At 66.2% G+C, this 21,894-nt stretch carries 21 protein-coding genes; 12 read left to right on the top strand and 9 right to left on the bottom strand.

Annotated elements, in window-relative coordinates; translation table 11 throughout:
• Positions 1–34 precede the first annotated feature (34 nt).
• From MJO58_RS00930 to MJO58_RS00940, 3 genes are read left to right on the top strand one after another with little or no spacing between them, the layout of a single operon-like run.
• Positions 35–2,260: an acyl-CoA dehydrogenase family protein gene (locus tag MJO58_RS00930; protein ID WP_239721739.1), complete on the top strand. Its 2,226-nt coding sequence runs from the start codon at positions 35–37 to the stop codon at positions 2,258–2,260.
• A gap of 22 nt (positions 2,261–2,282) precedes the next feature.
• The gene (locus MJO58_RS00935; protein ID WP_090598230.1) at positions 2,283–3,491 is read left to right on the top strand and encodes a thiolase family protein; all 1,209 of its coding nucleotides are present in this window, start codon (positions 2,283–2,285) and stop codon (positions 3,489–3,491) included.
• The gene (locus MJO58_RS00940; RefSeq protein WP_239723481.1) at positions 3,492–3,908 is read left to right on the top strand and encodes a Zn-ribbon domain-containing OB-fold protein; all 417 of its coding nucleotides are present in this window, start codon (positions 3,492–3,494) and stop codon (positions 3,906–3,908) included. It begins immediately after the preceding gene.
• Between the two features lie 70 nt (positions 3,909–3,978).
• On the opposite strand, the gene MJO58_RS00945 is transcribed toward MJO58_RS00940, so the two are convergent.
• Together MJO58_RS00945 and MJO58_RS00950 are read right to left on the bottom strand one after the other, a co-directional pair.
• Positions 3,979–5,151 carry a sulfotransferase family protein gene (locus MJO58_RS00945; RefSeq protein WP_239721740.1) on the bottom strand — a complete coding sequence of 391 codons (1,173 nt, stop codon included), beginning with the start codon at positions 5,149–5,151 and terminating at the stop codon, positions 3,979–3,981.
• On the bottom strand, positions 5,148–6,230 hold the full coding sequence (locus tag MJO58_RS00950) for a DUF1214 domain-containing protein (protein ID WP_239723482.1): 1,083 nt from the start codon (positions 6,228–6,230) through the stop codon (positions 5,148–5,150). Before MJO58_RS00950 ends, MJO58_RS00945 begins: the two co-directional genes overlap by 4 nt.
• A 551-nt stretch (positions 6,231–6,781) precedes the next feature.
• Between MJO58_RS00950 and MJO58_RS00960 the strand changes: the two genes are divergently transcribed.
• Positions 6,782–7,375, top strand: a complete 594-nt coding sequence (locus tag MJO58_RS00960) for a TetR family transcriptional regulator (protein ID WP_090598236.1) — start codon at positions 6,782–6,784, stop codon at positions 7,373–7,375.
• 6 nt (positions 7,376–7,381) lie between these two features.
• Here the strand turns inward: MJO58_RS00960 and MJO58_RS00965 are convergent, their stop codons facing one another.
• Entirely contained in the window at positions 7,382–8,215 is an 834-nt protein-coding gene (locus tag MJO58_RS00965; protein ID WP_239721741.1) for an amidohydrolase family protein, read from the bottom strand.
• Positions 8,216–8,267: 52 nt separating this feature from the next.
• Positions 8,268–9,260: a LacI family DNA-binding transcriptional regulator gene (locus MJO58_RS00970; RefSeq protein WP_090598240.1), complete on the bottom strand. Its 993-nt coding sequence runs from the start codon at positions 9,258–9,260 to the stop codon at positions 8,268–8,270.
• Between the two features lie 248 nt (positions 9,261–9,508).
• Here MJO58_RS00970 and MJO58_RS00975 point away from each other — a divergent pair, with 248 nt between their 5' ends.
• The 6 genes from MJO58_RS00975 to MJO58_RS01000 are packed head-to-tail and all read left to right on the top strand — an operon-like array spanning position 9,509 to position 15,822.
• Positions 9,509–10,864 (top strand): amidohydrolase family protein, encoded by a 1,356-nt coding sequence (locus MJO58_RS00975; protein WP_239721742.1) that lies wholly within the window; start codon positions 9,509–9,511, stop codon positions 10,862–10,864.
• A gap of 2 nt (positions 10,865–10,866) precedes the next feature.
• Positions 10,867–13,206, top strand: a complete 2,340-nt coding sequence (locus MJO58_RS00980) for a CaiB/BaiF CoA-transferase family protein (protein ID WP_239721743.1) — start codon at positions 10,867–10,869, stop codon at positions 13,204–13,206.
• Position 13,207: 1 nt separating this feature from the next.
• Positions 13,208–13,549, top strand: a complete 342-nt coding sequence (locus MJO58_RS00985; RefSeq protein WP_090598245.1) for a hypothetical protein — start codon at positions 13,208–13,210, stop codon at positions 13,547–13,549.
• Between the two features lie 24 nt (positions 13,550–13,573).
• A complete protein-coding gene (locus MJO58_RS00990; RefSeq protein ID WP_239721744.1) occupies positions 13,574–14,755 on the top strand; it encodes a thiolase family protein in 1,182 nt (393 codons plus the stop codon).
• Entirely contained in the window at positions 14,752–15,168 is a 417-nt protein-coding gene (locus MJO58_RS00995; protein ID WP_090598248.1) for a Zn-ribbon domain-containing OB-fold protein, read from the top strand. The genes MJO58_RS00990 and MJO58_RS00995 overlap by 4 nt, the downstream gene beginning before the upstream one ends.
• A gap of 6 nt (positions 15,169–15,174) precedes the next feature.
• Entirely contained in the window at positions 15,175–15,822 is a 648-nt protein-coding gene (locus MJO58_RS01000) for a MarR family transcriptional regulator (RefSeq protein ID WP_090598250.1), read from the top strand.
• On the opposite strand, the gene fadD1 is transcribed toward MJO58_RS01000, so the two are convergent.
• The 4 genes from fadD1 to MJO58_RS01020 form a co-directional block, all read right to left on the bottom strand.
• Positions 15,767–17,401, bottom strand: a complete 1,635-nt coding sequence (fadD1, locus tag MJO58_RS01005; RefSeq protein WP_239721745.1) for a fatty-acid--CoA ligase FadD1 — start codon at positions 17,399–17,401, stop codon at positions 15,767–15,769. The two genes, MJO58_RS01000 and fadD1, sit on opposite strands and share 56 nt — an antisense overlap.
• Positions 17,402–17,543: 142 nt before the next feature.
• Entirely contained in the window at positions 17,544–18,314 is a 771-nt protein-coding gene (locus MJO58_RS01010) for an SDR family NAD(P)-dependent oxidoreductase (RefSeq protein ID WP_239721746.1), read from the bottom strand.
• 61 nt (positions 18,315–18,375) lie between these two features.
• On the bottom strand, positions 18,376–18,813 hold the full coding sequence (locus MJO58_RS01015; RefSeq protein ID WP_239721747.1) for a VOC family protein: 438 nt from the start codon (positions 18,811–18,813) through the stop codon (positions 18,376–18,378).
• A 45-nt stretch (positions 18,814–18,858) separates the two neighbouring features.
• The gene (locus tag MJO58_RS01020) at positions 18,859–19,689 is read right to left on the bottom strand and encodes an alpha/beta fold hydrolase (protein ID WP_090598257.1); all 831 of its coding nucleotides are present in this window, start codon (positions 19,687–19,689) and stop codon (positions 18,859–18,861) included.
• A 68-nt stretch (positions 19,690–19,757) separates the two neighbouring features.
• Here MJO58_RS01020 and MJO58_RS01025 point away from each other — a divergent pair, with 68 nt between their 5' ends.
• Positions 19,758–20,372, top strand: coding sequence for a TetR/AcrR family transcriptional regulator (locus MJO58_RS01025; RefSeq protein WP_090598258.1), 615 nt, complete (start codon positions 19,758–19,760; stop codon positions 20,370–20,372).
• A gap of 7 nt (positions 20,373–20,379) precedes the next feature.
• On the opposite strand, the gene MJO58_RS01030 is transcribed toward MJO58_RS01025, so the two are convergent.
• Positions 20,380–21,324: an extracellular catalytic domain type 1 short-chain-length polyhydroxyalkanoate depolymerase gene (locus MJO58_RS01030; protein WP_239721748.1), complete on the bottom strand. Its 945-nt coding sequence runs from the start codon at positions 21,322–21,324 to the stop codon at positions 20,380–20,382.
• A 75-nt stretch (positions 21,325–21,399) separates the two neighbouring features.
• Between MJO58_RS01030 and MJO58_RS01035 the strand changes: the two genes are divergently transcribed.
• A complete protein-coding gene (locus tag MJO58_RS01035; protein WP_239721749.1) occupies positions 21,400–21,861 on the top strand; it encodes a MarR family winged helix-turn-helix transcriptional regulator in 462 nt (153 codons plus the stop codon).
• Positions 21,862–21,894 lie beyond the last annotated feature (33 nt).

Here is a 21,894-nt window from a genome sequence, read left to right on the forward strand (position 1 = left end):
CGAAGCCCATGTTCGCCACTGCGCGGGCGCGGTCATGACCCTGGGACTGACCCCCGAGCAGCAGGATCTCAGCGAAGCCGTCGGCCAGTTCGCCGGCCGGCACGCACCGATCGCCTCGACCCGAGAGAACTTCGACGCCCTAGCGGCCGGTCAGCTTCCCGAATGGTGGGACGCCTTGGTGGCCAACGGTTTTCACGCCGTGCATCTTCCGGAGGACCTCGGCGGCCAGGGCGGAGGGCTCATCGATGCCGCATGCGTGCTGGAGTCGGCGGCCAAGGCGCTACTGCCCGGACCGTTGCTGCCCACGGTCATCACGGGAGCCGTTGCGCTACTGGCCGATCCGAAGGCGGCGGCCGAATCGTTGCTGCGAGAGCTGGCGTCCGGGGCACCCGCCGCAGTCGTCCTTCCCGACAGCGGAGATTTTCGGGCGCGCCGCGACGGCCAGGGTTGGCTGATCTCCGGGACCTCCGAGGTGACCGCGGGTGCCTGCTCGGCGCGGGTGCTGCTGGTCGGCGCCCGCAGCGACGGTGGCGATGTCGTATGGGCTGTGGTTCGCAAGGAAAATCCCACCGCGACAATTGAATCCGTGTCCGGTACGGACCTGGTCACCGATATCGGAATCATGCGGTTGGCCGACCATCCGGTCGCCGAGTCGGATGTCCTCACCGGTATCGACTCCGATCGCGCCGGGTGCCTCGCGGTAGGACTGGTGGCCAGTACCACCGCCGGCATTGTGCAGTGGTGCGTCGACGTGGTCACCGCGCACCTGCGCACCCGGGAACAGTTCGGCAAGGTGATCGGGACCTTCCAGGCGCTGCAGCACAGTGCGGCAATGTTACTGGTCAATAGCGAGCTGGCCACCGCCTCGGCCTGGGATGCGGTGCGCGCGGCCGACGAGTCACTCGACCAGCATCGCCTAGCGGCGGCCGGCGCCGCGACGATCGCGATCTCGCCGATCCCGGACCTGGTGCTCGACGCCCTGACGATGCTCGGCGCCATCGGCTTTACCTGGGAACACGACGTGCACCTGTACTGGCGCCGGGCCATCAGCCTGGCGGGATCGATCGGGCCGGCGAATCGCTGGGCGAGACGGCTGGGCGAGCTCACGTGCACCCAGACGCGCGACATGTCGGTGAATCTCGGCGACGCGGAAGCCGAATTCCGGTCGTGGGTCGCCGAGACGCTTGATGCCGCGATGCAACTGCGTAACGACAAGCCCGCCCCGCACGGCGACTACGAGGACCAGGCTTCCGGACCGCAGCGTACGTTGCTCGCCGACGCGGGCCTGCTGGCGCCGCACTGGCCGGCACCATGGGGCGTCGATGCGGGTCCCCTCAAACAGCTCATCATCGACGAGGAGTTCGCCAAGCGACCCGGTCTGGTTCGGACATCGCTGAACATTGCCGAATGGATCCTGCCCTCGGTGCTGGCTGCCGGTCCAAAAGACTTGCAAGAGCGTCTGATACCGGCGACCCAACGTGGTGATATCCATTGGTGCCAGCTGTTCAGCGAGCCGGGGGCCGGCTCCGACCTCGCATCGCTGGCCACCAGGGCGACCAAGGTCGACGGCGGCTGGCGGATCAACGGCCATAAGATCTGGACGTCGTTGGCGCAGTACGCCGACCTCGGTGCGCTGCTCGCGCGGACCGACCCCGAAGCCAGTAAGCACCGTGGCATCGGCTATTTCCTCCTCGACATGCGCTCGCCCGGCATCGAAATCCAGCCCATCAAGACGGCCACCGGGCAGGCACACTTCAACGAAGTGTTCCTCAACGACGTCTTCGTCCCAGACGACATGCTGCTGGGCGGTCCGACCGACGGTTGGACCCTCGCGATTGCCACCATGGCCGAAGAGCGTTCGGCCATCAGTGGATACGTCAAATTCGACCGGGCCATAGCGCTGCGCCGCCTCGCATCGCTACCCGGACCCGACCGCGATGACGCGCTGCGGGAGCTCGGCGAGCTCGACGCGTACACCAACGCGATCCGGGCGCTCGGGGTGCGCGAGACCATCCGGCTGCTCGACGGGCAGGCGTCCGGTCCGGCATCCAGCATCGCCAAGGTTGCGATGAACGTGCTGCTGCGGCGGACTTTCCAGGCCACCCTGCAATTGACGGGACAGGTCGCGATGGTGGACGACGCCGACGCCGCGGTCGTGGAACCCTATCTGCATCTCCCGGCCGAGTTGATCGGTGGCGGGACGAGGGAGATCCAGCTGAACATCATCGCGCAGATGATTCTCGGCCTGCCCCGCAAGTGAACTCCGAAAATAAGGACACGCCATGGGATTACGCGGAGAGGCCGCGATCGTCGGCTACGTCGAGCTGCCCCCGGAGCGGCTGAACAAGGCGTCACCCGCCCCCTTCGTCCTTGAGCAATGGGCCGAGCTTTCCGCCGCGGCGCTCGACGACGCGGGACTGCCGGGTGAGGTCGTCAACGGGATCGTCGCCTCCCACCTCGCCGAATCGGAGATCTTCGTCCCGTCCACGATCGCCGAATACCTCGGCGTGGGTGCACGATTCGCCGAGCACGTGGATCTCGGGGGAGCCAGCGCCGCGGCCATGGTGTGGCGGGCGGCCGCGGCCGTCGAGCTCGGCATCTGTGACGCCGTACTGTGCGCACTGCCCGCCCGCTACATCACACCGATGTCGAAGCAGAAACCCCGGCCGATGGTCGACGCCATGTTCTTCGGCTCCTCGAGCAACCAATATGGTTCGCCGCAAGCCGAATTCGAGATTCCTTACGGAAACCTCGGGCAGAACGGGCCTTACGGCCAGGTGGCCCAGCGCTATGCGGCGATCTACGGCTACGACGAGCGGGCGATGGCCAAGATCGTCGTCGATACCCGCACCAACGCCAACCACACCGACGGTGCGATCTGGAAGGACAAGCCGCTCACGATTGAGGACGTATTGGCCAGCCCGGTGATCGCCGACCCGCTGCACATGCTGGAGATCGTCATGCCGTGTGTCGGGGGCGCCGCGGTGGTCGTGGCCAACGCCGACGTCGCCAGGCGTTCGCGCAATCGCCCGGTGTGGATCAAAGGATTTGGCGAGCACGTGCCGTTCAAGACACCGACGTACGCCGAAGATCTGCTGTCGACCCCGATCGCCGCGGCCGCAGACACCGCATTCGCGATGACCGACCTGACCCGTGCGCAGATGGACATGGTGTCGATCTATGACTGCTACACAATTACCGTGCTGCTGTCGCTGGAGGATGCGGGCTTCTGCGAGAAGGGCACGGGGATGGAGTTCGTCGCCAATCACGACTTGACCTTCCGGGGCGACTTTCCGCTCAACACCGCGGGCGGTCAGCTCGGCTTTGGCCAAGCGGGTTTGGCCGGCGGCATGCACCACGTCTGCGACGCCGCCCGCCAGATCATGGGCCGCGCGGGCGCGGCACAGGTCGCCGACTGCAACCGGGCCTTCGTGTCCGGCAACGGCGGAATCCTGTCCGAGCAGACGACGCTCATCCTGCAGGGGGACTGACTGGTGAACTTCGACCGCCCGATGCCCGTCAAAACGCCGACCACCACCCCATTTTGGGACGCGCTCGCCCAGCATCGCATCGTGATCCAATACTCGCCGTCGTCGGACGCGTATGTTTTCTATCCGCGGGTGCGCGCGCCGGGCACGCTGGCCAATGACCTGGAATGGCGCGAGATTTCCGGTATGGGGACGTTGTATTCCTTCACCGTGGCGCACCGGCCCGTCAGCCCGCATTTCGCCGACGCCGTTCCACAGCTGCTCGCCATCGTCGAGTGGGACGAGGGCCCACGGTTTTCCACCGAGATGGTCAATGTCGATCCGGTGGATCTCAACGTCGGCATGCGGGTGCGCCCGGTGTTCTTCGACTATCCCGAGCACGACGTCACGATGCTGCGCTACGAGCCCGCCCCGGAGTAGCCAACTCCTTGTTGCGGTGAAGTTAGTTTCTCCCCCGCAAGCGGGAGGTGCCCCAGCTCGACCGCGGTTACTACTTCAGCACCTCGGTCGGCACGTCGTAGCGCCGCTGGTAATCACGCACCCGCTCGCGTACTTCGGCGGCGTCCAGGCCGGTGTCAGACCAGGTGTATCGCCCGCGTCCGCCGTCACCGGGATGGGCGGCCAGGAAATCACGCATCTTCTGCTCGGCCTCGGGCTTGAGCTCGCGGCCCAGCTTCTGATAGATGTCGCCGATGGTGCGCCACGGGTCCTTCACGAAATCCGTGAACTGAACATCGATCATCCGGCCCTCGGGCACAACGCCCTTGTCGCGCATCGCCATCCCGCGCTCGAGGCCGACGACGATCTCTTCATACGACTGCGCCGCGCACTCGGCGATGTTCGTCTCGTCGCTGCCCATCCGCCGCAGGTGATTGGTCAGCGCGGCGATCGACGAGATCACGTTGAGCGGATCGCGGTGCGTCTGCACTACCAGTGCGTCGGGGTATTCGGCCATCAACTTATCCAGCTGCCACAGGTGTGCCGGCGACTTCAGCAGCCACTGACCGGGGACGCCAGACTGCAGGTGCTGCAAGAAGATTCGATGGAAGCGGTAGGCGCCGGTGTGGTCCGCGTCGTACATCAGCCACTGTGCATAGCTCGGCAGACGGTACTGCACGGGGAAGATCATGCTGGTGAATTCGCTGGCCGTGATGCGCACACACTCCTGGCCGACGAGCGCACCCATCGGGTGGAATGCCAGGAATCCCGGGATGATCTGCTCAGACATTTCGATCGTGGCCTGCGCCTGCGCAATCCGCGGATCGGTGTGATAAGTCTCGGGCTGCGGAACCGGACAGGGCGCGTCGACCTCCCACGTCAACGGTGCCCGCAGCTCGGGATCCTGGGCCAGCAGGTCATAGAGGATGGTGGTCCCACTGCGGGGCTGGCCGACGATGAAGATCGGCGAAGTAATTGGCTCGCTGGCGATTTCGGGGTGCTCTTTGCGCCACGCGGTCACGCCGAGCCGGCTGGTCAAAGCGCGGATGATGTCCAGGTAGGCGACCTCAACTCCGATCGCCGACAGTCGCGCTTCATTGACCAGGCCATCGGCGACACGCTCCAACCCGGCCTGCCAACCGTCGGCGCCGAAGTCGTCGCACCCGGCCTGTTCGCAGGCAGCGGCGATCAGGCTGTCCGGGTCGAATCGCTGCTGCAACGTCATACCTGCTCCCCGGCCTTGTGCACCGACACCTTCACGTCGGGCGGGGTCGGGTTGTCCAGCCAGCGCAGGACCACGAAGCCGCGATGCCGGCCACCGGTGTCGAGCCAATGCCCAAATCCCAAGTCCTGCGCGGAGATCGCGATACGCACCCGCCCGTCGGCATCCGGCTGCACCCCGCGGTTCGTCACCGAACTGTGCCGCCGACGCGGCTCGAAGCACTCATGCCAAACGCTTTCCAGCGTGACGTTCCAATACCGGGTGTCGGGCGGCTCAATGTCGAGCACCAGCGCCTGGCCGGGGTCGAGCCGGTAGGTGCCCATCATGTACAGATTGTCCGGCGTCGTGTCGGCCGCACCCAGGTCGGCGGCCTCGGCGGTCACCAGTGTGTTCGGCTGCTGCAGCAGCTCCGGCTTGATCGTGCGGTGCAGCGTGGTCAACTTCATCAGCGACCACGCCATCGCGGTGAACTGTTCGGCCAGTTCGTCATCGGATAGCACGGTCACCGGATCGGGGTCGAGCGCCTCGATGCGCATCGTGGCGAGCTCTTCGGCGTCGCGATCGGCGATGTACTCGCGGACCACGACCGATGACGCGTCGTCGGGGATCTGTAGCCACTGCGCACCAGCTAGATCCGCCGGCTCGTCGGCGGACAGCACCAGCGCGAACTCACCGGAGTTGAGCTCCAGGTTGGTGTCGCCGAGGTAATTGGACATTCGCCGTGGAGTCAGGCCGGTGCCGGCCAGGATCTGGAAGCCGAGGTAGGTAGTCGTGCCGCGGGTGCCGGTGATCCGATAGCGCCGATCGCCGCGGATCATCGCCAGGAAATAGTTGCCGTCGGGATTGGGCCCGCCGATCATCCGGGTGTCCGAACACATATCGAAGAATCCCGGGCGTGCGGTGTCGGCCTCGACGGCCATCTGCGAACACAGCGACGACACCCGGGCGATCACCCGCAGGCCCTCGAGAAGCTCGCGCTCGGTCTCGGCGTCCTCGGTCACGATCTTGGTGACGTCGGCGATCATCTGCTGGAAGAACTGCCATGCGGCACGCGCTCGCGGCGCGCTATCGGTCGGCGACATTGCCGGGCGTTGAGACATAGTCTCATGTTAGGGCTATGGCCAGTCTGCTGAACAGCCTTTCACGCGAATTGCGCCGCACGGCTCACCGGAAGTGCGACTTGTCGATTTGCGCGTGCACCCGACAGTGCGGTTGACCCCGAGTGTGAGACGGCGTCGACGATGAGCGTTTCTCCCGACTTCGTCTGCAGCACCGGTTTGGCATGCGCGTTGGGGACATAACCCCAGAGCAGCTGGTCGGGCGTGGACTGCAGGTAGTGGTTGCCCCGATAGGAATATCGCGTTGGTCGTTCAACGGATCTTCGCAGCCAGGAACATTTACGGTCCAAGACGAATTCGTGATGAGAGCTATTCGCTCTGATGATGCTGTTGCACAACAGCTTTGGGCGCAATTATAAATGCCATCACAAATTACTACTCGGGTGCGACGATTTGGATCGAGCGGGATGCGGTGTGTGATCGAGGCCCGGCCGGCGGGCCCCGAGCGGCGTCGGCGAAACGCCCGCCGTCGCCGACTCGAGCAACGAAACGATGCACACGGATATGGTGGGCGAATGTCTGCGACGTCTTCGTCGATGTCCCTCGCGGAGCAAAAGCGCACGGCGACACGACAGCGTATTGCCCAGGCCGCCGCGCAACTGGTGATCAGCCGCGGCCTGGCCGGGGCGACGGTAGACGACATCGCCGACACGGCTGAGATCGGGCGGGCAACGTTCTTCCGCTATTTCAACTCCAAGGAAGACGCCGTCGCGGAGGGCATGAACACCCATTGGCTGGATCGGATCACCACCGCGCTGGCGGCGCAACCCGTGGAATTGGGCGCCTTGGAAGCCGTGGCCGGCGCCTTCGGTGACCTCGGGCGGGGATTCGCCGAGATCGAGGACCAGGTACGCGAGCTTGCCACCCTGACCCGCTCGTCGGAAACGCTCGATGCGTGGACGCTACGCATCTATGTGCGCTATGAAGCGGCGATCGCCGACCTGATCGCGTCCCGGCTACCCGAGCCCGGACCCCAAGACCCCAGGCCCCGACTGATCGGTGCGCTGGCGATGGCGGCGGTCCGTATCGCCCTGGACGACTGGCTCAGCGACGGGGGATCACTGCCCGACCGGGTGCGGCACGGCTTGGCCGCCATCGCGATCGCCTGACGGTCACTACGACTTAGCTTGTGGCGCTGGCCATTTGAGAATTCGGCGGGCGGTTCCGCCGAGGACCCAGGCCTTCTCGGCCTGCGACAGTGACGAGGAGTCGCGGATGCTGAACAGATTCTCGGCCCAGCTGGCGCGGTGCCGGGTCATCGTGTAGTCGCTGGCCCACATCACCCGCTGTGGTCCGAAGGCATCGATCGCGCGGCGCAGCTTCGGTTCGAGGTCGCTGAACGGGTAGGGCTCGGTCGACAAGAAGGACGGCGCGTGGGCCCATTTGTACGCCACGTTGGCGTAGCGAGCCATCGCCACCGCATCGTCAATGCCGGCTTGGCCGGGCGGGGCATCGAAAGCGGCGCCGCAATGATCGATGACGAACTGAACATCGGGAAAGCGCTCCACATATTGCGTCAGGTGCGCCACCATGCCGGGACACGTGACGAACACCGGCAGGCTGTGCGCGCCGGCGGCTTTGAGTAACCGATCGTGGCCGCCCCGCTCGAACACCGCCGCTTCCGCCGGGGTGAAGATCGTGGTGCGCAGGGCCTTGAACCCGGGTGCGGCGGTCAAGGTTTCAATCCACGATTCGATGCCCGGGTCGGTCGGATCCACTCGCATCAGGAACGCGAAGCGCTCGGGATACCGTATCGCCGCGGCTTCGGCGTTCGGCCCCACACAGCGAAAGGCGCCGTTCGCCAGACGATAGCCCGGCTGCAATCCCTCGTCGGTAAACGTGTCGAACTCGTCGAACAGCACGCCCGCAATGCCCAGGGCATCCATGATCGCCAGCGTGACCTCGGTGCCCAGCATGTTGGCGTGGACCTGGGCGTCGACGATGTCCATCGGATTGCTCCTCTCCGGCGGTGCGCTCAGACGGGAGTATGCCAGTGCGGTGCTAGGTCGAGGACCGCACGATCAGGCGCGCGATATCGGTGCGCTCGCCCGCTGGCGGGGGCGGGTACCCCAATCGTTCAAGCAGAGCAGCAAGAGCGATATCGGCGACCGCGCGCGAAGCGAATTGCACGGTGGTCAGGGGTGGGCTGCTCACCACGCCCATCGGGGTGGCGTCGACGCCCATGACCGCGAGGTCGCGCGGGCAGCGCAGCCCTGCTTCATGAATCCCGTGCAAGACAAGGCAGGCGATTTCGTCACTTTGCGCACACACGGCCGTCACGCCGTCCCGCACCCATTCCCGCACCACCTCGGCGGCGTTGTCCACCGTCACCTCGGCGACGGCCAAGCGCGGCAAGTCCCGCGACTTCGCCGCGCGCGCGACACCCTCGAACCAGTAGTCGCCCAGCGCGCGCCACCTGGGAATCCCGGTATAGGCGAACCCGATCTGCCGGTGACCACGCGAAACGAGATGGTCAACCCGCATCTCGCCAATGTCGAGGTGCGGATCGCCGAGCGCGGGCAGCGTCCCGATCTCGATGTTGGGTATGCCAGCGGCCCGTAGCGCTTGCGATGCGGCAGCGTTGAGCGGGAACAGGCTGGTGACCGCAATCGGGTCGAGGTTCTCGATCGCGTCGACGATGTACTGATCGTCCTCGGTCTCGAAGATCTGCACCTGGAGTAAGCCCAGGCGCGCCAGCTCGGTGGTCATTCGGCTGCCGGCGATCATGGGCATCTCGCCGACCGCCACATGCGGCACCACGTACAAAACCACTCCGCTCTTGCCCCGTGCGAGGTTGCGCGCGGCCAGGTTGGGCCGATAGCCCAGCAGCTCGGCAGCGCGCTGGACGGCCTCACGTGTTTGCGCCGAGATCCTGCGGCCAGCTGCGTTGTTCAAGACGTAGCTGACCGTCGCGGTCGACACGCTGGCCAAACGCGCCACGTCCGCATTGGTCGGCCGCACCACCTTATTCGCGTTCACCTCGGGCCCAGCCATGACTCATGGTGGCATGCAGTGACGAGCGACGACCATGATCCGGCAATCCCAGAGCAGGTCAGACGCCCGATATAGACGGACTATTAGTCACTCTCCGGTGCGGGCCTGACCAGGCAGGTGCTTATGCACCGATCGGCGGTATATTACTGCTGTTATGGCGCTCTGACTTCCCAGCAGCAGCAATGTCCGGGCGTTGACTCTGTGACTGAGATCATTGTCTACTAGTCGCTGTATTCAAGGAGAGCGGCATGAATAAAGACGACCTGATCCTGATCAGCGTGGATGACCATATCGCCGAACCGGCAGACATGTTCGACGCGCATGTTCCGGCGAAGTACAAAGACCTCGCTCCGCGGGTGGTCCTGGAGCCCGACGGTGTCCAGCAGTGGTACTACGGCGAGGTGCGCGGGCGAAACATGGGCCTGAACGCCGTCGCGGGCAAGCCCCGCGAGATGTACAACATCGACGCCTCGCGCTATGACGAGATGCGGCCGGGCTGCTTCAACGTCGACGAGCGGATCCGTGACATGAACGCCGGCGGGCAGCTGGCGGGGCTGAACTTCCCGAACTTCACCGGGTTCTCCGGCCAGGTCCTCAACCAGGGTCCCGACCGCGACGTCAACCTGGTGATGATCAAGGCCTACAACGACTGGCACGTCGACGAATGGTGTGCGGCATACCCCGGGCGGTTCATCCCGTGCGGAATTCTGCCCTTGTACGACGTCGCCGAGTCGGCCAAGGAAGTCAAGCGCCTGGCGGACAAGGGATGTCATGCGGTGACGTTCTCGGAGAATCCAGAAGCGTTACAAATGCCCAGCATTCACACCAAATACTGGTATCCGTTGTTCGAGGCGGTCTGCGAGAACCAAACGGTGCTGTGCACGCATGTCGGCTCCGCGTCGCGCTCTCCTCAGGTTTCGACGGACGCTCCGCCGAGTGTGCAGATGACGGCATCGTCGATGATGAGCATGTTCACCTTCACCGAGCTGATCTGGGCCGAATTCTGGGCCGACTTCCCGCAACTGAAATTCTCGCTCACCGAGGGTGATGTCGGCTGGATCCCGTACTTCCTGTGGCGCGCCGAGCATGTCTACAACCGTCATTCGGGCTGGACGCTCGCGAAGTTCCCGCCCGGATACGGCGGACCCGTAGACGTGTTCAAGCGGCACTTCTACACCTGCTTCATCAGCGACAAAGTCGGCGTGCACAACATGGACTGGTTCAACGAGGACATGCTGTGCTGGGAATCCGACTTCCCGCACTCCGACAGCAACTGGCCGTTCGCGCCCGAGGACATCATCGAGACAATGGGTCACCTCGACGACGCGCTCATCAACAAGATCACACACGAAAACGCCATGGCTGCTTATTCTTTCGACCCGTTCCAGCACATCCCAAAGGAGCACGCCCGCGCAGGCCAGTTGCGCGCACAGGCCACCGACGTCGACGTGGTCACCCACGTCGGGCGCCAGGCCAGCCAGCGGGACCGGGACGCGTGGACCCGGATGACGCAGTTCGCGCTGCAGGCCCAGGCCTCCGCGCAGGTCCCGGTGACGGCCGAGGTGGCCGGCATCGCCGGCCGCGCGACCACGCTGGGCAACTGAGCGTGGCGGCCCGAGCACCGTTCAGCGATTGGCGGGTGCTGGAGCTGTCCAACGGGATCGCGGTGTCGTACTGCGCCAAAATGTTCGCCGACGCCGGCGCCGAGGTAGTGAAGATCGAATCCCCGCAAGGCGATTCGATGCGCGGCTGGTCTGCCGGGGGGCCGCCGGGGGCATTGTTCGGCTACCTGGCCGCGGGCAAGAAATCGGTGGTGCGCCGTGACGACGCGGAGATCACCGCACTCTTGGCCGGCGCCGACGTCGTGCTCGCCGACCTGACCGACGGCTGGACGCTCGACGACATCACCGCACAGGTCGGCCCGTCGGCGGTGGTCGTCGCGGTGACGCCGTTCGGTACGACGGGGCCCTACGTCGACGACCAAATAGCCGCCAATGAGTTCATCCTGCAAGCGTTGTGCGGCTCAACCTCGGGTAGAGGCTGGCCGGGCGACGAACCAGTGCAGGCGGGCGGACGGCTCGGGGAGTGGTTGGCAGCCTCGTTCGCGGCTCCGGTCGCGGCCGCCGCAGCCCGGCACGCCGCCCGGGGCGGTGGCGGCGAAGTCATCGACGTCTCGACGTACGAGGCGATGGCGATCGCGATGGGCGGGCTGTCCGCGATGTCGGCCAGTGTCTTGGGCGCGGATTCCCTGCTGCACCAACGCAGTCTTGAACTCCCGTCGATCGTCCCCACCGCCGACGGCAACGTCGGGTTCTGCACGATCACCGCGCAGCAGTTTCAGGATTTCTTGATCATGATCGACCGCGCTGATCTGGTTGACGACGCCGAGCTGGCGTCGTTCGTCGGCCGGGTCGAGCGCCGCGATGAGTTCCTCGACATGGTGACCCAGTGGACCCAGACCCGGACCACGCAGGAGATCGTCGACCTCGCGGTGGCGTTCCGTATCCCGGTGGCGCCCATCGGTGCTCCCGCCACGCTGTCGACGGTCGACCACTTCGTCGCGCGCGGCGTGTTCGTGCAATCCGAGCGCGGGGTGCTGCAGCCGCGGGTGCCGTACCGCAGCGACGCGATCGCCACCCGGCCGCCAGGCCGTCCGCCGATGCTGGGGGCCGACAACGGCCGGGTGCACTGGCCGCCGCGACCCGCACGGTCGAAAGCCGGTCATCTCGATACACTTCCGCTGTCCGACATCCGGATTACCGACTTCACCGCATTTTGGGCCGGGCCGGTGGCCACCCAATTCCTCGGATCGCTGGGCGCCGACGTGATCAAGCTCGAGGGCGTTCGCCGCCCCGACGGTATGCGGTTCTCCGCGGGCCGCCCACCCGATTGGGAGCAGTGGTGGGAGTGGGGGCCAGTTTTTTTGTGCAGCAACAACAATAAGCGCGGTATCAGTGTCGAGCTCAGCACCGACGCCGGTCGCGAGCTGGCGCTACAGCTGATCGCCGCGAGCGATCTGGTCATCGAAAATTTCTCCCCGAGGGTGATGGAAAACTTCGGCCTGCAATGGGATACGGTCCGTGCGGCCAATCCGCGCGCCGTGATGGTCCGGATGCCGGCGTTCGGTCTCGATGGTCCGTGGCGCGACCGCGTCGGGTTCGCGCAGACAATGGAACAGGCCACCGGGATGGCGTGGATGACGGGACATGCCGATGGCCCGCCCGTGATTCCGCGCGGGGTGTGCGATCCGATAGCCGGATTGCATGCCGCGTTCGCGGCCGTTGCGGCCCTGGTGATCCGCGACCGGGACGGGATCGGCATGCATGTCGAGTCCACGATGGTGGAGTCGGCGCTCAACGTTGCGGCCGAGATGCTGCTCGAGTACTCGCGCAACGGAATTCAGATGTGCCGGCAGGGAAATCGGGGACCCGGCGCGAGTCCGCAGGGCTTGTACCGCTGTCAGGGCGACGACGAATGGGTAGCGCTCGCCGCGATGACCGACGCCGCGCGTGCCGCGCTGGCCGCGGTGCTCGACCGGCCCGACCTCGAAAGCGATGAGGCGGGTTGGCGGGAGCGGGTCGACGAGATCGACAAGCTGCTATCGGATTGGACGGCGCGCCGCCAGGTGGACGACGCGGTCGCCACGCTGCGGGCCGCCGGGGTGGCCGCGGCACGGGTGACAGAGGCGGCCGCGTTGCTGACCGACCCGCAACTGCTTGCGCGGGGGTTCTGGGAGACGGTCGATCACCCCGTGGCCGGCTCGTTCCGTTGTGTCGGCATGCCTTTCGCGCTCATCGGGAAACCCAGGCGCTGGATCCGTCGCTGTTCACCGTTGTACGGGCAGCACACCACCGAGGTGCTGACCGGCGTGCTGGGGAACAGCGAAGAAGATTTGGCGCGACTGCGCGCGGCGGGCGCGACCAGCGCCCGGCCGGCGGGCTTGTGACATGGCCGTCACGCTGTGCGTGCCGCCGCGGGCCGGGGAGCTCTGCGCGCCGGTGCGCTTCCTGGTGCGTCAGGACTCCGTTGTGATGGAACTGACTGCGCGGCACCGGATCACCAGCGTGGAGTGGGATGCGCGGGAGGGCGCGGTGGCAATGGTCGTCGAGATCACCGACCCGCAAACCGCGCGGCCGGTCGACGTGCGAATCGACGTCGTGGAAATAGCCAGGGGTGCCGGCGCGCCGGGTGTCGATGCGCGCACCCGGACGATCGGCACGGTACTGCGCGACGGACGGCAATACGAGGTCCTGGGAACCTATCTCGGGGTAGTAGCAGATGAGAACTGAAGGGCAGCAACGGATGGAACAAGGGTGAGTGCCCCGAAACGCACCGCCGCGATCGTCGGGGTGCACAACACCCGACAGGGACGACGCCTGGACGGCGAAACGTCACGCGGGCTGGCGATCAAGGCGATTCTGGGTGCACTCGACGACGCCGGCCTGAGCCTCGACGACGTGGACGGCATCAGCGCGAGCCCGCACTCGACGTCGTTGATCTACGACCTGCGCATCGGCCCGGCGTGGCAGGGTCTGGCCTTCGGGGTCGGCATGATCACCGAGGCGGTCACCGCGATCGAGCACGGCATGGCCGACGTCGTGGTGCTGGTCGCCGCCCAGGCCGGCGAATACCGCGACCACGAGGCAACGGCGCCATGGACCCGGCCCGAGAACGAATTCGTCGCGCCGTGGGGCATGTTCACCGCCGCCGAGTTCGCGTTGATCGCCCGGCGGCACATGCACGTCTACGGCACCACCCGCGAGCAGCTGTCGATCGTGGCGTCGACGATCCGTAACAACGGATCGCAAAACCCAGAAGCTGTTTACTACCAACGCGGTCCGTTCACCCCGGACGACATCACCGACTCCCGGCCCATCGCCGACCCGTTTCACCTGCTCGACTGCGCCACCACCTCCGAGGGCGGCTGTGCGCTGGTGGTGGCGAACATCGACAAGGTCTTGGACAAAGGCGAGCCGGCGAGCCGGCCGATCTACGTGCTGGGCAGCGGCGCGGACTTTCACGGGCCGTCGTATCAGCATCCACCGGCCTGGGACCTGGCCGGGCGGCGCGGCGATCACGCCCGGTACGTCAATGGCGTCGTCGGACGACGCGCGGCCGAAGGCGCGTTCCGCCATGCCGGAATTCGGCCCGACGATGTCGACGTGCTGGAACTCTACGATCCGTTCTCGTTCGAAATCATCCGTCAGCTAGAGGCTTTCGGCTTCTGCGGCGAGGGCGAAGGCGGACCGTTCGTCGCCGACGGCCACATCGCCATCGACGGCAGCCATCCGATCACCACCGATGGAGGAACCATGTCCTTCAGCCACGCCGGGGCCAATCCGCAAATGATGCAACGCGCCATCCGCGCCGTGCAGCAGTTGCGCGGTGAGGCCGGCGCGCTCCAGGTGCCCGACGCGCATGTTGCGTTCTGCAGCAACGGGGGAGCGGGCGCCTTGTTCACCACGGTGCTGATCGTCGGAGACGAGCCACGATGACCGAGTTGCGACCGCAGACCGGCCCGCTGCCACACGCGAGCAGCCACCTCAGCGTGCCGTTCTGGCAGGGGTGTCAATCGCGGGAACTGCGCTATCAGCGTTGCGATGCGTGCGGCCTGGCCAACTTCCCCCCGACCGAGCACTGCCGCCAATGCCTCTCGGCCGAATTGCGATGGGCGAACAGCGCCGGGTCCGGCGAAATCTACAGCTGGACAGTGGTTTCCCGCCCCGTGACGCCCGAGTTCGAACCGCCCTACGCGCCGGCGATCGTCACGCTCGACGAGGGCTATCAGCTGCTCACCAACGTCGTCGGGGTGGCACCCGACGAGCTGGCGATCGGGATGCGCGTGCAAGTGGACTTCCATGTCGTTGACCCCGACTTGACGCTGCCCTACTTCACCAGCCGGAAGTAGCCAGTCGTGAGTCCCCGGCGCAGCACCAATGGCCTACCGGTAACGGCCTACCTGGTGCTGGGGGTGCTGGCGGCAAACGACGAACAACTGACCGCCGGTGAGATCAAGATGCGCGCCGAGCTGACCGTGGGCCACTTCTATTGGTCGCCCTCGGTCAGTCACGTGCGACGCGAACTGAGTCGGCTGCTGCAGTGGGGGATGGTCAGCGAAATCGCCGCTCACTCCGGCAAGCGTGCGATCACGTTGTACGAGACCACCGATTCCGGACTCGACGCTCTTCGCCGTTGGGTCCAACACTTTCCGGGCGACGATCAGGTGGTCATCAAGCACCCGGTTATCTTGCGTACCTGGCTCGCGCGAGGCGAGGACCCCGAGCGAGTCGTTGACACGCTGGATCGGCATCTTGAAGCCACCCGGGCCCGCCTCGACGAGGCCCTGTGGTCGCGGCAACGTTCCCGCGAACTCGGCATCACCGACGATCCGGACCAGCGCTTCTCGTTTGCCGTGCTGGACTACGCGATTCGGGGGTTGTACGCGGAGATCTCCAACATCGCGCAGCTGCGTGACGAGATCGCTAGCGGCACAAGCAGAGATCCCGTTAAGCGGGTGCCACGGGCGAAGGGGCAGATCCGCCGTCGGGCACCAAGGAACTAGCCGCGTCCCGGTAGGCCGTGCCGCGTGGTTCGCGTACCCACAGGGTTTCGTCCGCGCCGATCGCCGTTCCCTGCGCGATCAACTGGCGTTTGAGAACTTTGTGCGTGGCGGTGCTGGGCAGGTCGGTGGCGATCCGCACATAGCGCGGTCGCGCCTTGGGGGACAGGTCGGGTTGGCGGCCCAGGAAGGCCTCGAATTCCTCGGGCTCGAGCGTCCGGCCGTCATTGAGCACCACAGCGGCCATCACCTGGTCGCCGACGTGCCCATCCGGCACGGCGTACACCGCGACCCGGTTGATCGCATTGTGGCGCAGCAGGATTCGCTCGATCGGGGCGGCGGCCATGTTCTCGCCGTCGACCCGCATCCAGTCCGCGGTGCGGCCGGCGAGGTAGATCCATCCGTCGGCGTCGCGGTAGGCGAGGTCCCCCGACCAGTACATGCCGTGGCGCATCCGTTCGGCGTTCGCGGCGGGGTCGTTGTAGTAGCCGGTGAAGAAACCCGCTCCCGTGGTGTTGACCAGCTCGCCCACCGCCTCGTCGGCATTGGCGAGCGCGCCGCTGGCGTCGAAGCGCGCGACCGCGCATTCGGTGACGGTGTCGCTGTTGTAGATCGCGACCCCGTCGATGCCCCGGCCGATCGAGCCCTTCGGCGTGCCCTCTTCGCGAATCACGATGACCGCGTTCTCGGTCGAGCCGAAGCCGTCCTCGACCCGAACCCCGAAGCGGCGGCCGAACTCTTCGATGTCCTTGTCGTTGGCCTCGTTGCCGAACGCGACCCGCAGCGGGTTGTCGGCGTCGTCGTCGCGCTCGGGCGTGGCCAGGATATAGGCCAACGGCTTGCCGACGTAGTTCATGTAGGTCGCACCATGGTGGCGGATGTCGTCGAGGAAGTTGGTCGCCGAGAACTTCGCCGGCACGATCGCGGCGCCGGAACAGACCGCGGGCGCCCAGCCGGCCACGACCGCGTTGGAATGAAACAACGGCATGGACACGTAGCAGGTGTCCTGTTCGGTGAGGGCGAACCGTTGGACCAGATTGGTGCCGGCGAACATCGCCATCAGGTGGGATACCTGCACCGCCTTGGGATTTCCGCTCGTGCCCGAGGTGAAGATCATCATCAACGCATCCGTTGCTGCGACTTCCCGATATGGAACCAGTTCGCCGGCGGCACTGATGAATTCGGTCCATTGCGATGTCGAGATGTCGAAGATCCGCGTGCCCGCGAGGTCCAAGCCGTCCAGCAGGGGCCGGTGTTCGGCGTCGGTGACGACGAACTGGCAGTCGGCCCGCCGGACGTCGGCGGCCAGTGCCTCACCGCGCCGGGTGTTGTTCAGTCCGCACAGCACGTAGCCGCCCAGCCCGGCGGCCGCCATCTGGTTGACCATCTCGGGAGTGTTGCCCAGCAGCGCACCGACGTGCAGCGGTCGCTGCGGGTCGGCGGCGCCGATCAGGGCCGCGGCCCGCGAGCTGGCCTGCTCCAGGTGCTCGATCCAACTCCATTGCAGATCACGGTGTTTCACGGCGACGTTCGGATCCGATAGGCGCCGCCGCAGGAACGCCTGCATGGTGTCGTCAGCCATCGAGATTCACCTTCACCCTTACGAGACGAGACGGTCCGTCTTATCTTAGCGGGTCGGTTGGTGCCCCCGGTCGTCGAGATCGACACCAGTGCGAACAAGTGCGCGAGAACGGCACAGTAACGCCGATCTCGGCGATACCGGGTTACCCACCGACCATCATCAGGCCGCCGTCCACGGCCAGCAGCTGCCCGGTGATAAAGCCCGACCCGGGGCCGGCCAGGAACACCAGCATCGGGCCGAGGTCGCGCGCCGGATCTCCCAAGGTCCCACCGAGCGGAATCATCATCTGCATCTGCTGGTCGATCAGCGCGGCGGCGTCCGGCCCGAGGAATGCGCGCAGCCGGTCGGCTCCCGCCGTCTGTACCGCGGGTGCCAGCGAGTTGACGGTGATGTTGTCAGAGGCCCAGGCCTTGGCGGCCGATCGCGTCCAGGCCTGCACGGCCCCCTTGGTCGCGGCGTAGACGGCCGAAATCGGGCTGCCCATAACGGCTTCGGAGGATCCGAAGTTGATGATTTTGCCGCCCTTGGGATTCTGATCCTTCATCACGGCATACGCCGCCTGGTTGGTGAGGATGGTTGCCTTGACGTTCGTGTCCAACAGGAACGAAATGTCGTCGGCGCCGACATACCCGGGTACCCCGGCCTGCCAGAGACCGGCGGCGTTGACGAGGACGTCGAGGCCGCCCAGCCGTTCGGTGGATTGTTGAACCATCGCCGAGACGGCGTCGGCGTCGCGCACATCGCACTGCATCCAGTTGGCCGCGAGGCCCGCGGGCGGTGGCGTCTGATGGTAGGTCGCGGCGACGTCAGCCCCCGCCGCGGCGAGAACTTCGACGGCGGCCGCACCGATTCCGGTCGCCCCGCCGGTCACCAGAATTCGTCGGCCGTTGAGTACCTGTGTCGACTCTGACATGGCCGAAACGCTATACGGCCGGCGCAGTGTCCACTACACCGCATTGCCTCGTCTCAGGGCGTCAACTCTTCTTCAGCTCCTCGGCGAGCATCACGATGATGCCGCTGGGGCCACGGAGGTACGTGAGCTTGTAGGTGTCCGAATAGGTCGCGACGCCACGAAGCGGGCGGCAGCCGTGTCGTGCGGCTATCTCAAGGGCTTGGTCGATGTCGTCGACTGAGAAGGCAACGCGGTGCATACCAATCTCGTTGGGACGCGTGGGCTTCGAGTCGATCGCTGTTGGGTGGATGTACTCGAACAGCTCCAGACGACCGTGACCGTCTGGCGTCTGGAGCATCGCGATGTTGGCGTGGTTGCCATCGAGGCCGACGGCAGTGTCTGCCCACTCACCGCTGACCGTGTCACGGCCGACGACCGTGAGACCGAGATCGGTGAAAAAGGAGATCGTTGCTTCCAGGTCGCGAACGGCGATGCCGACGTTCTCAAGTTTGATGGCCATGCGGTGCAGGCTACGACAATTGGCGAGCCCTGCAGCCGGCACGCTCTAGGCGCGGACCGCGATCGTCGACAACAGATCGGCCAGCCGGTCCGGTTGGTCCACCATCGAGAACGTCCGGGCGCCGTCGATGACCTCAAGCCGGGCGTTCGGGATGGTGGCGGCCAGCTTCTCGCCGTCGGCGAGTTCGAAGAACGTGTCGTCGCCCGACCACGCGATGAGTGTGGGCTTGTCGAATTCGGGTAACCGGGCCGCGACACCCGTGGTCACCTCGGTTCGCAGCGAGAGCGAAAGCTGGCGCAGGTCCTCGACGACGCCGGGATCGGATAGCCCTGGGCGCACCCAGATCTCGGTGAGATCGTCGATGTTGCGATGCGCCAGGCCGTCGAACGCGCGCTTGCGCGCGGCCGGCACCCGCATCGCCTGGGCCACCGCTTTAAACGTCGTCTTCGACTTGGCCGCCAGGATCACCGGCTTGAGGACCGGCGGCGGAAAATGTTCGAACGCATCACAACTCGTCAGCACCAGCGCACCGAGCCGCTCCGGATAGTGCACCGCGACGAGTTGCGTCACAACTCCGCCGGTGTCGTTGCCGACCAGCACCACGTCTTCGAGGTCAAGGGCGTCCAGCACGTCGGCGACGATGCGGGCCACGCCGTAAATGGTCCGGTCGGCCCCGGGGCGCAGTGGTTCCGGATGAGCGCCGAGCGGCCAGGTGGGGGCGATGCAGCGCAGCCCGCGCGCGGCGAGCTTCTCGCTGACCCGGCGCCAGAGTTCTCGGCCCATTAGGTAACCGTGCACAAAGACGACTGGCCTGCCGTTTTCGGGTCCGGTTGCTTCGTAATGGATCGTCCCGGCACTAATGTCGATCGTCGACATGGATGACTCCTAGTCAGAGGTGTGCATTTACAAACAGGCTGTCTGTTCGTAAGTTACCAACAGGTTGTATGGAAAGCAAGAGACGGACTCAGGAGGAGCGCTCCGCGGCGACCCGCGACGCGCTGATCTCGGCTGCCCGACGGCTGTGGGGCGAACGGGGCTACGCCGAAGTGGGCACGCCCGAGATCACGGCGGCCGCCGGCGTCACCCGCGGCGCGATGTATCACCAATTTGCCGACAAGGCAACGCTTTTCGCAGAAGTCGTCGAGGTGGTGGAGCAGGACGTGATGGCCCGGATGGGCACCATCGTGGCCGATTCGGGAGCGACGACGCCGGCGGACGCGATCCGGGCCGCCGTCGATGCCTGGCTGGAGGTCTCCGGCGATCCCGAGGTTCGGCAGCTGATCCTGCTGGACGCGCCCAGCGTGCTGGGCTGGCCGGCCTTCCGCGACGTCGCCCAGCGGTACAGCCTGGGCATGACCGAACAGCTACTCACCGAGGCCGTCCGGGCGGGCCAGCTGGCCAACCAGCCGATGCGACCGCTGGCCCACATCCTGATCGGCGCGCTCGACGAGGCGGCCATGGTCATCGCGACCGCCGACGACCCGAAACGCGCCCGCCTGGAGACCGGGGAGGTCTTGCACCGGCTGATCGACGCGATGCTGGGCGACCCGACGCGGTGATGAGTGCTCAGCGGTGGCTCTGGGCGAAGAATTGCCAGATGGTGCCGGTGGCATCCAGTGCGGTGGACGGGGCCGGGATGCCGCCGACCCGCTCGGCGAGGGGGCTCGGCTCGCCGCCGGGCCACTGATGTCCCGCGCCGGCCACCGAGATCAACTCGACGGTGCGCCCGTCCGCACAGCCGGCCGTTTGAGTCGTCACGTCCCCGGCCGTTGTCGACGTCGGCGAGCCGCAGCCGTCGATGGCACGCCAGGTGGCATTGACCGCCTCCGCCGACGGCCCGTCGACTCGTGGAATGCCGCTGGCGCCGAATGCTTTGCCCGGACCACCGTTGTACGGCACCCGCTCGTCGGCCGTGCCGTGGATCTGCAGAACCGACGTCGGCCGGGCCGCGCCGCAGTCCGTCAGCAGGGTCCCCGCGACCGGAGCGATCGCGGCGAAGGTATCGGTCTGGCAGCCCAGCCGCAGCGCCATCATCGCCCCGTTCGACATGCCGGTGACGTAGACGCGGGCGCGATCGATCGGGATCTCTTGCGCGATGGCACCGACCATCGCGGTGAGGAATCCGACGTCGTCGACGTTATCGCGCTGCGGCTCACCACAGCAGGTGCCGGCATTCCAGGCCCGGTTGAGACCGTCGGGGTAGGCGACCAGGAAATGACCACCGTTGGCCGCGTCGTCCCAGTGGTAGGAGCGCTCGGCCTGCGCACCGTTGCCGAAGCCGCCGTGCAGCATCACCACCAGCGGAACCGCATCGGCCAGGCCTGGCGGCCGATAGAGATGGAAGGTCCTGGTGACCCCGCCGAAGTCGATACTCTGGGTGGATTGCCCGACCGGGATCGGCTGAGAACCCGGTATTCCCAACGCATGTCCGCCGCCCACACAGCCGCCGAGCACCACGATCAATGTCCCGAGAACACACACGCTGAGCGTGCGGATGTAGCCGGATCGCATAACGCCATCGTGGCACCCGCGCCAATATTTGACAAGAAGCTTGTCAATCTAGCCGGAAATGGCACACTCCTTGTCATGCGACGTGCGTTGGAGGGCGAATGGCAACCCACCGTGCCGGCGCTGGTCAACCTGGTTGCCGCATCGGGTGCCCCGCAGTTACGAGCGGCGTTCGCCGCGGCCGGGCTGGACGGGATCCGGCCCGCGCAAGCGGTCGCCTTGGTACCGCTGGCGTTAGGCGGACTGCATGCGTCGGCGTTGGCCGATCGGCTCAGGGTGAGCCGGCAGGCCGTGGCCCAGGCGGCGGCGGCCCTGGAGCGGCACGGATACGTCACCCGAGTACCGAACCCGGCCGACGCGCGCGCCCGAATCATCGAGCTGACACCTCGCGGTCGTCAGGCTTTGCAGGTAATGCGTTCCAACGCAATCGAATTGGAGAAGCGTTGGCACCAGGTGCTGGGTGAGCAGCGACTGGGCGAATTTCGCGAGACGTTGGTGATGCTGCTCTCGGCGGAATCGACCGAATCCGACGCAGACTGACGGCCGCCCTGTCGCCGGCAGGTCACACCACCG

The sequence above is a fragment of the Mycobacterium lentiflavum genome (assembly GCF_022374895.2).
In the GTDB taxonomy this organism is placed as follows: Bacteria; Actinomycetota; Actinomycetes; order Mycobacteriales; family Mycobacteriaceae; genus Mycobacterium; species Mycobacterium lentiflavum.

Excerpts from the sequence above, each read along its gene's own strand:
- MJO58_RS00930 (WP_239721739.1), top strand. The coding sequence starts at position 35 with ATGACCCTGGGACTGACCCCCGAGCAGCAGGATCTCAGCGAAGCCGTC.
- MJO58_RS00935 (WP_090598230.1), top strand. The coding sequence starts at position 2,283 with ATGGGATTACGCGGAGAGGCCGCGATCGTCGGCTACGTCGAGCTGCCC.
- MJO58_RS00945 (WP_239721740.1), bottom strand. The coding sequence starts at position 5,151 with ATGACGTTGCAGCAGCGATTCGACCCGGACAGCCTGATCGCCGCTGCC.
- MJO58_RS00950 (WP_239723482.1), bottom strand. The coding sequence starts at position 6,230 with ATGTCGCCGACCGATAGCGCGCCGCGAGCGCGTGCCGCATGGCAGTTC.
- MJO58_RS00960 (WP_090598236.1), top strand. The coding sequence starts at position 6,782 with ATGTCTGCGACGTCTTCGTCGATGTCCCTCGCGGAGCAAAAGCGCACG.
- MJO58_RS00965 (WP_239721741.1), bottom strand. The coding sequence starts at position 8,215 with ATGGACATCGTCGACGCCCAGGTCCACGCCAACATGCTGGGCACCGAG.
- MJO58_RS00970 (WP_090598240.1), bottom strand. The coding sequence starts at position 9,260 with ATGGCTGGGCCCGAGGTGAACGCGAATAAGGTGGTGCGGCCGACCAAT.
- MJO58_RS00975 (WP_239721742.1), top strand. The coding sequence starts at position 9,509 with ATGAATAAAGACGACCTGATCCTGATCAGCGTGGATGACCATATCGCC.
- MJO58_RS00985 (WP_090598245.1), top strand. The coding sequence starts at position 13,208 with ATGGCCGTCACGCTGTGCGTGCCGCCGCGGGCCGGGGAGCTCTGCGCG.
- MJO58_RS00995 (WP_090598248.1), top strand. The coding sequence starts at position 14,752 with ATGACCGAGTTGCGACCGCAGACCGGCCCGCTGCCACACGCGAGCAGC.
- fadD1 (WP_239721745.1), bottom strand. The coding sequence starts at position 17,401 with ATGGCTGACGACACCATGCAGGCGTTCCTGCGGCGGCGCCTATCGGAT.
- MJO58_RS01010 (WP_239721746.1), bottom strand. The coding sequence starts at position 18,314 with ATGTCAGAGTCGACACAGGTACTCAACGGCCGACGAATTCTGGTGACC.
- MJO58_RS01015 (WP_239721747.1), bottom strand. The coding sequence starts at position 18,813 with ATGGCCATCAAACTTGAGAACGTCGGCATCGCCGTTCGCGACCTGGAA.
- MJO58_RS01020 (WP_090598257.1), bottom strand. The coding sequence starts at position 19,689 with ATGTCGACGATCGACATTAGTGCCGGGACGATCCATTACGAAGCAACC.
- MJO58_RS01025 (WP_090598258.1), top strand. The coding sequence starts at position 19,758 with ATGGAAAGCAAGAGACGGACTCAGGAGGAGCGCTCCGCGGCGACCCGC.
- MJO58_RS01030 (WP_239721748.1), bottom strand. The coding sequence starts at position 21,324 with ATGCGATCCGGCTACATCCGCACGCTCAGCGTGTGTGTTCTCGGGACA.
- MJO58_RS01035 (WP_239721749.1), top strand. The coding sequence starts at position 21,400 with ATGCGACGTGCGTTGGAGGGCGAATGGCAACCCACCGTGCCGGCGCTG.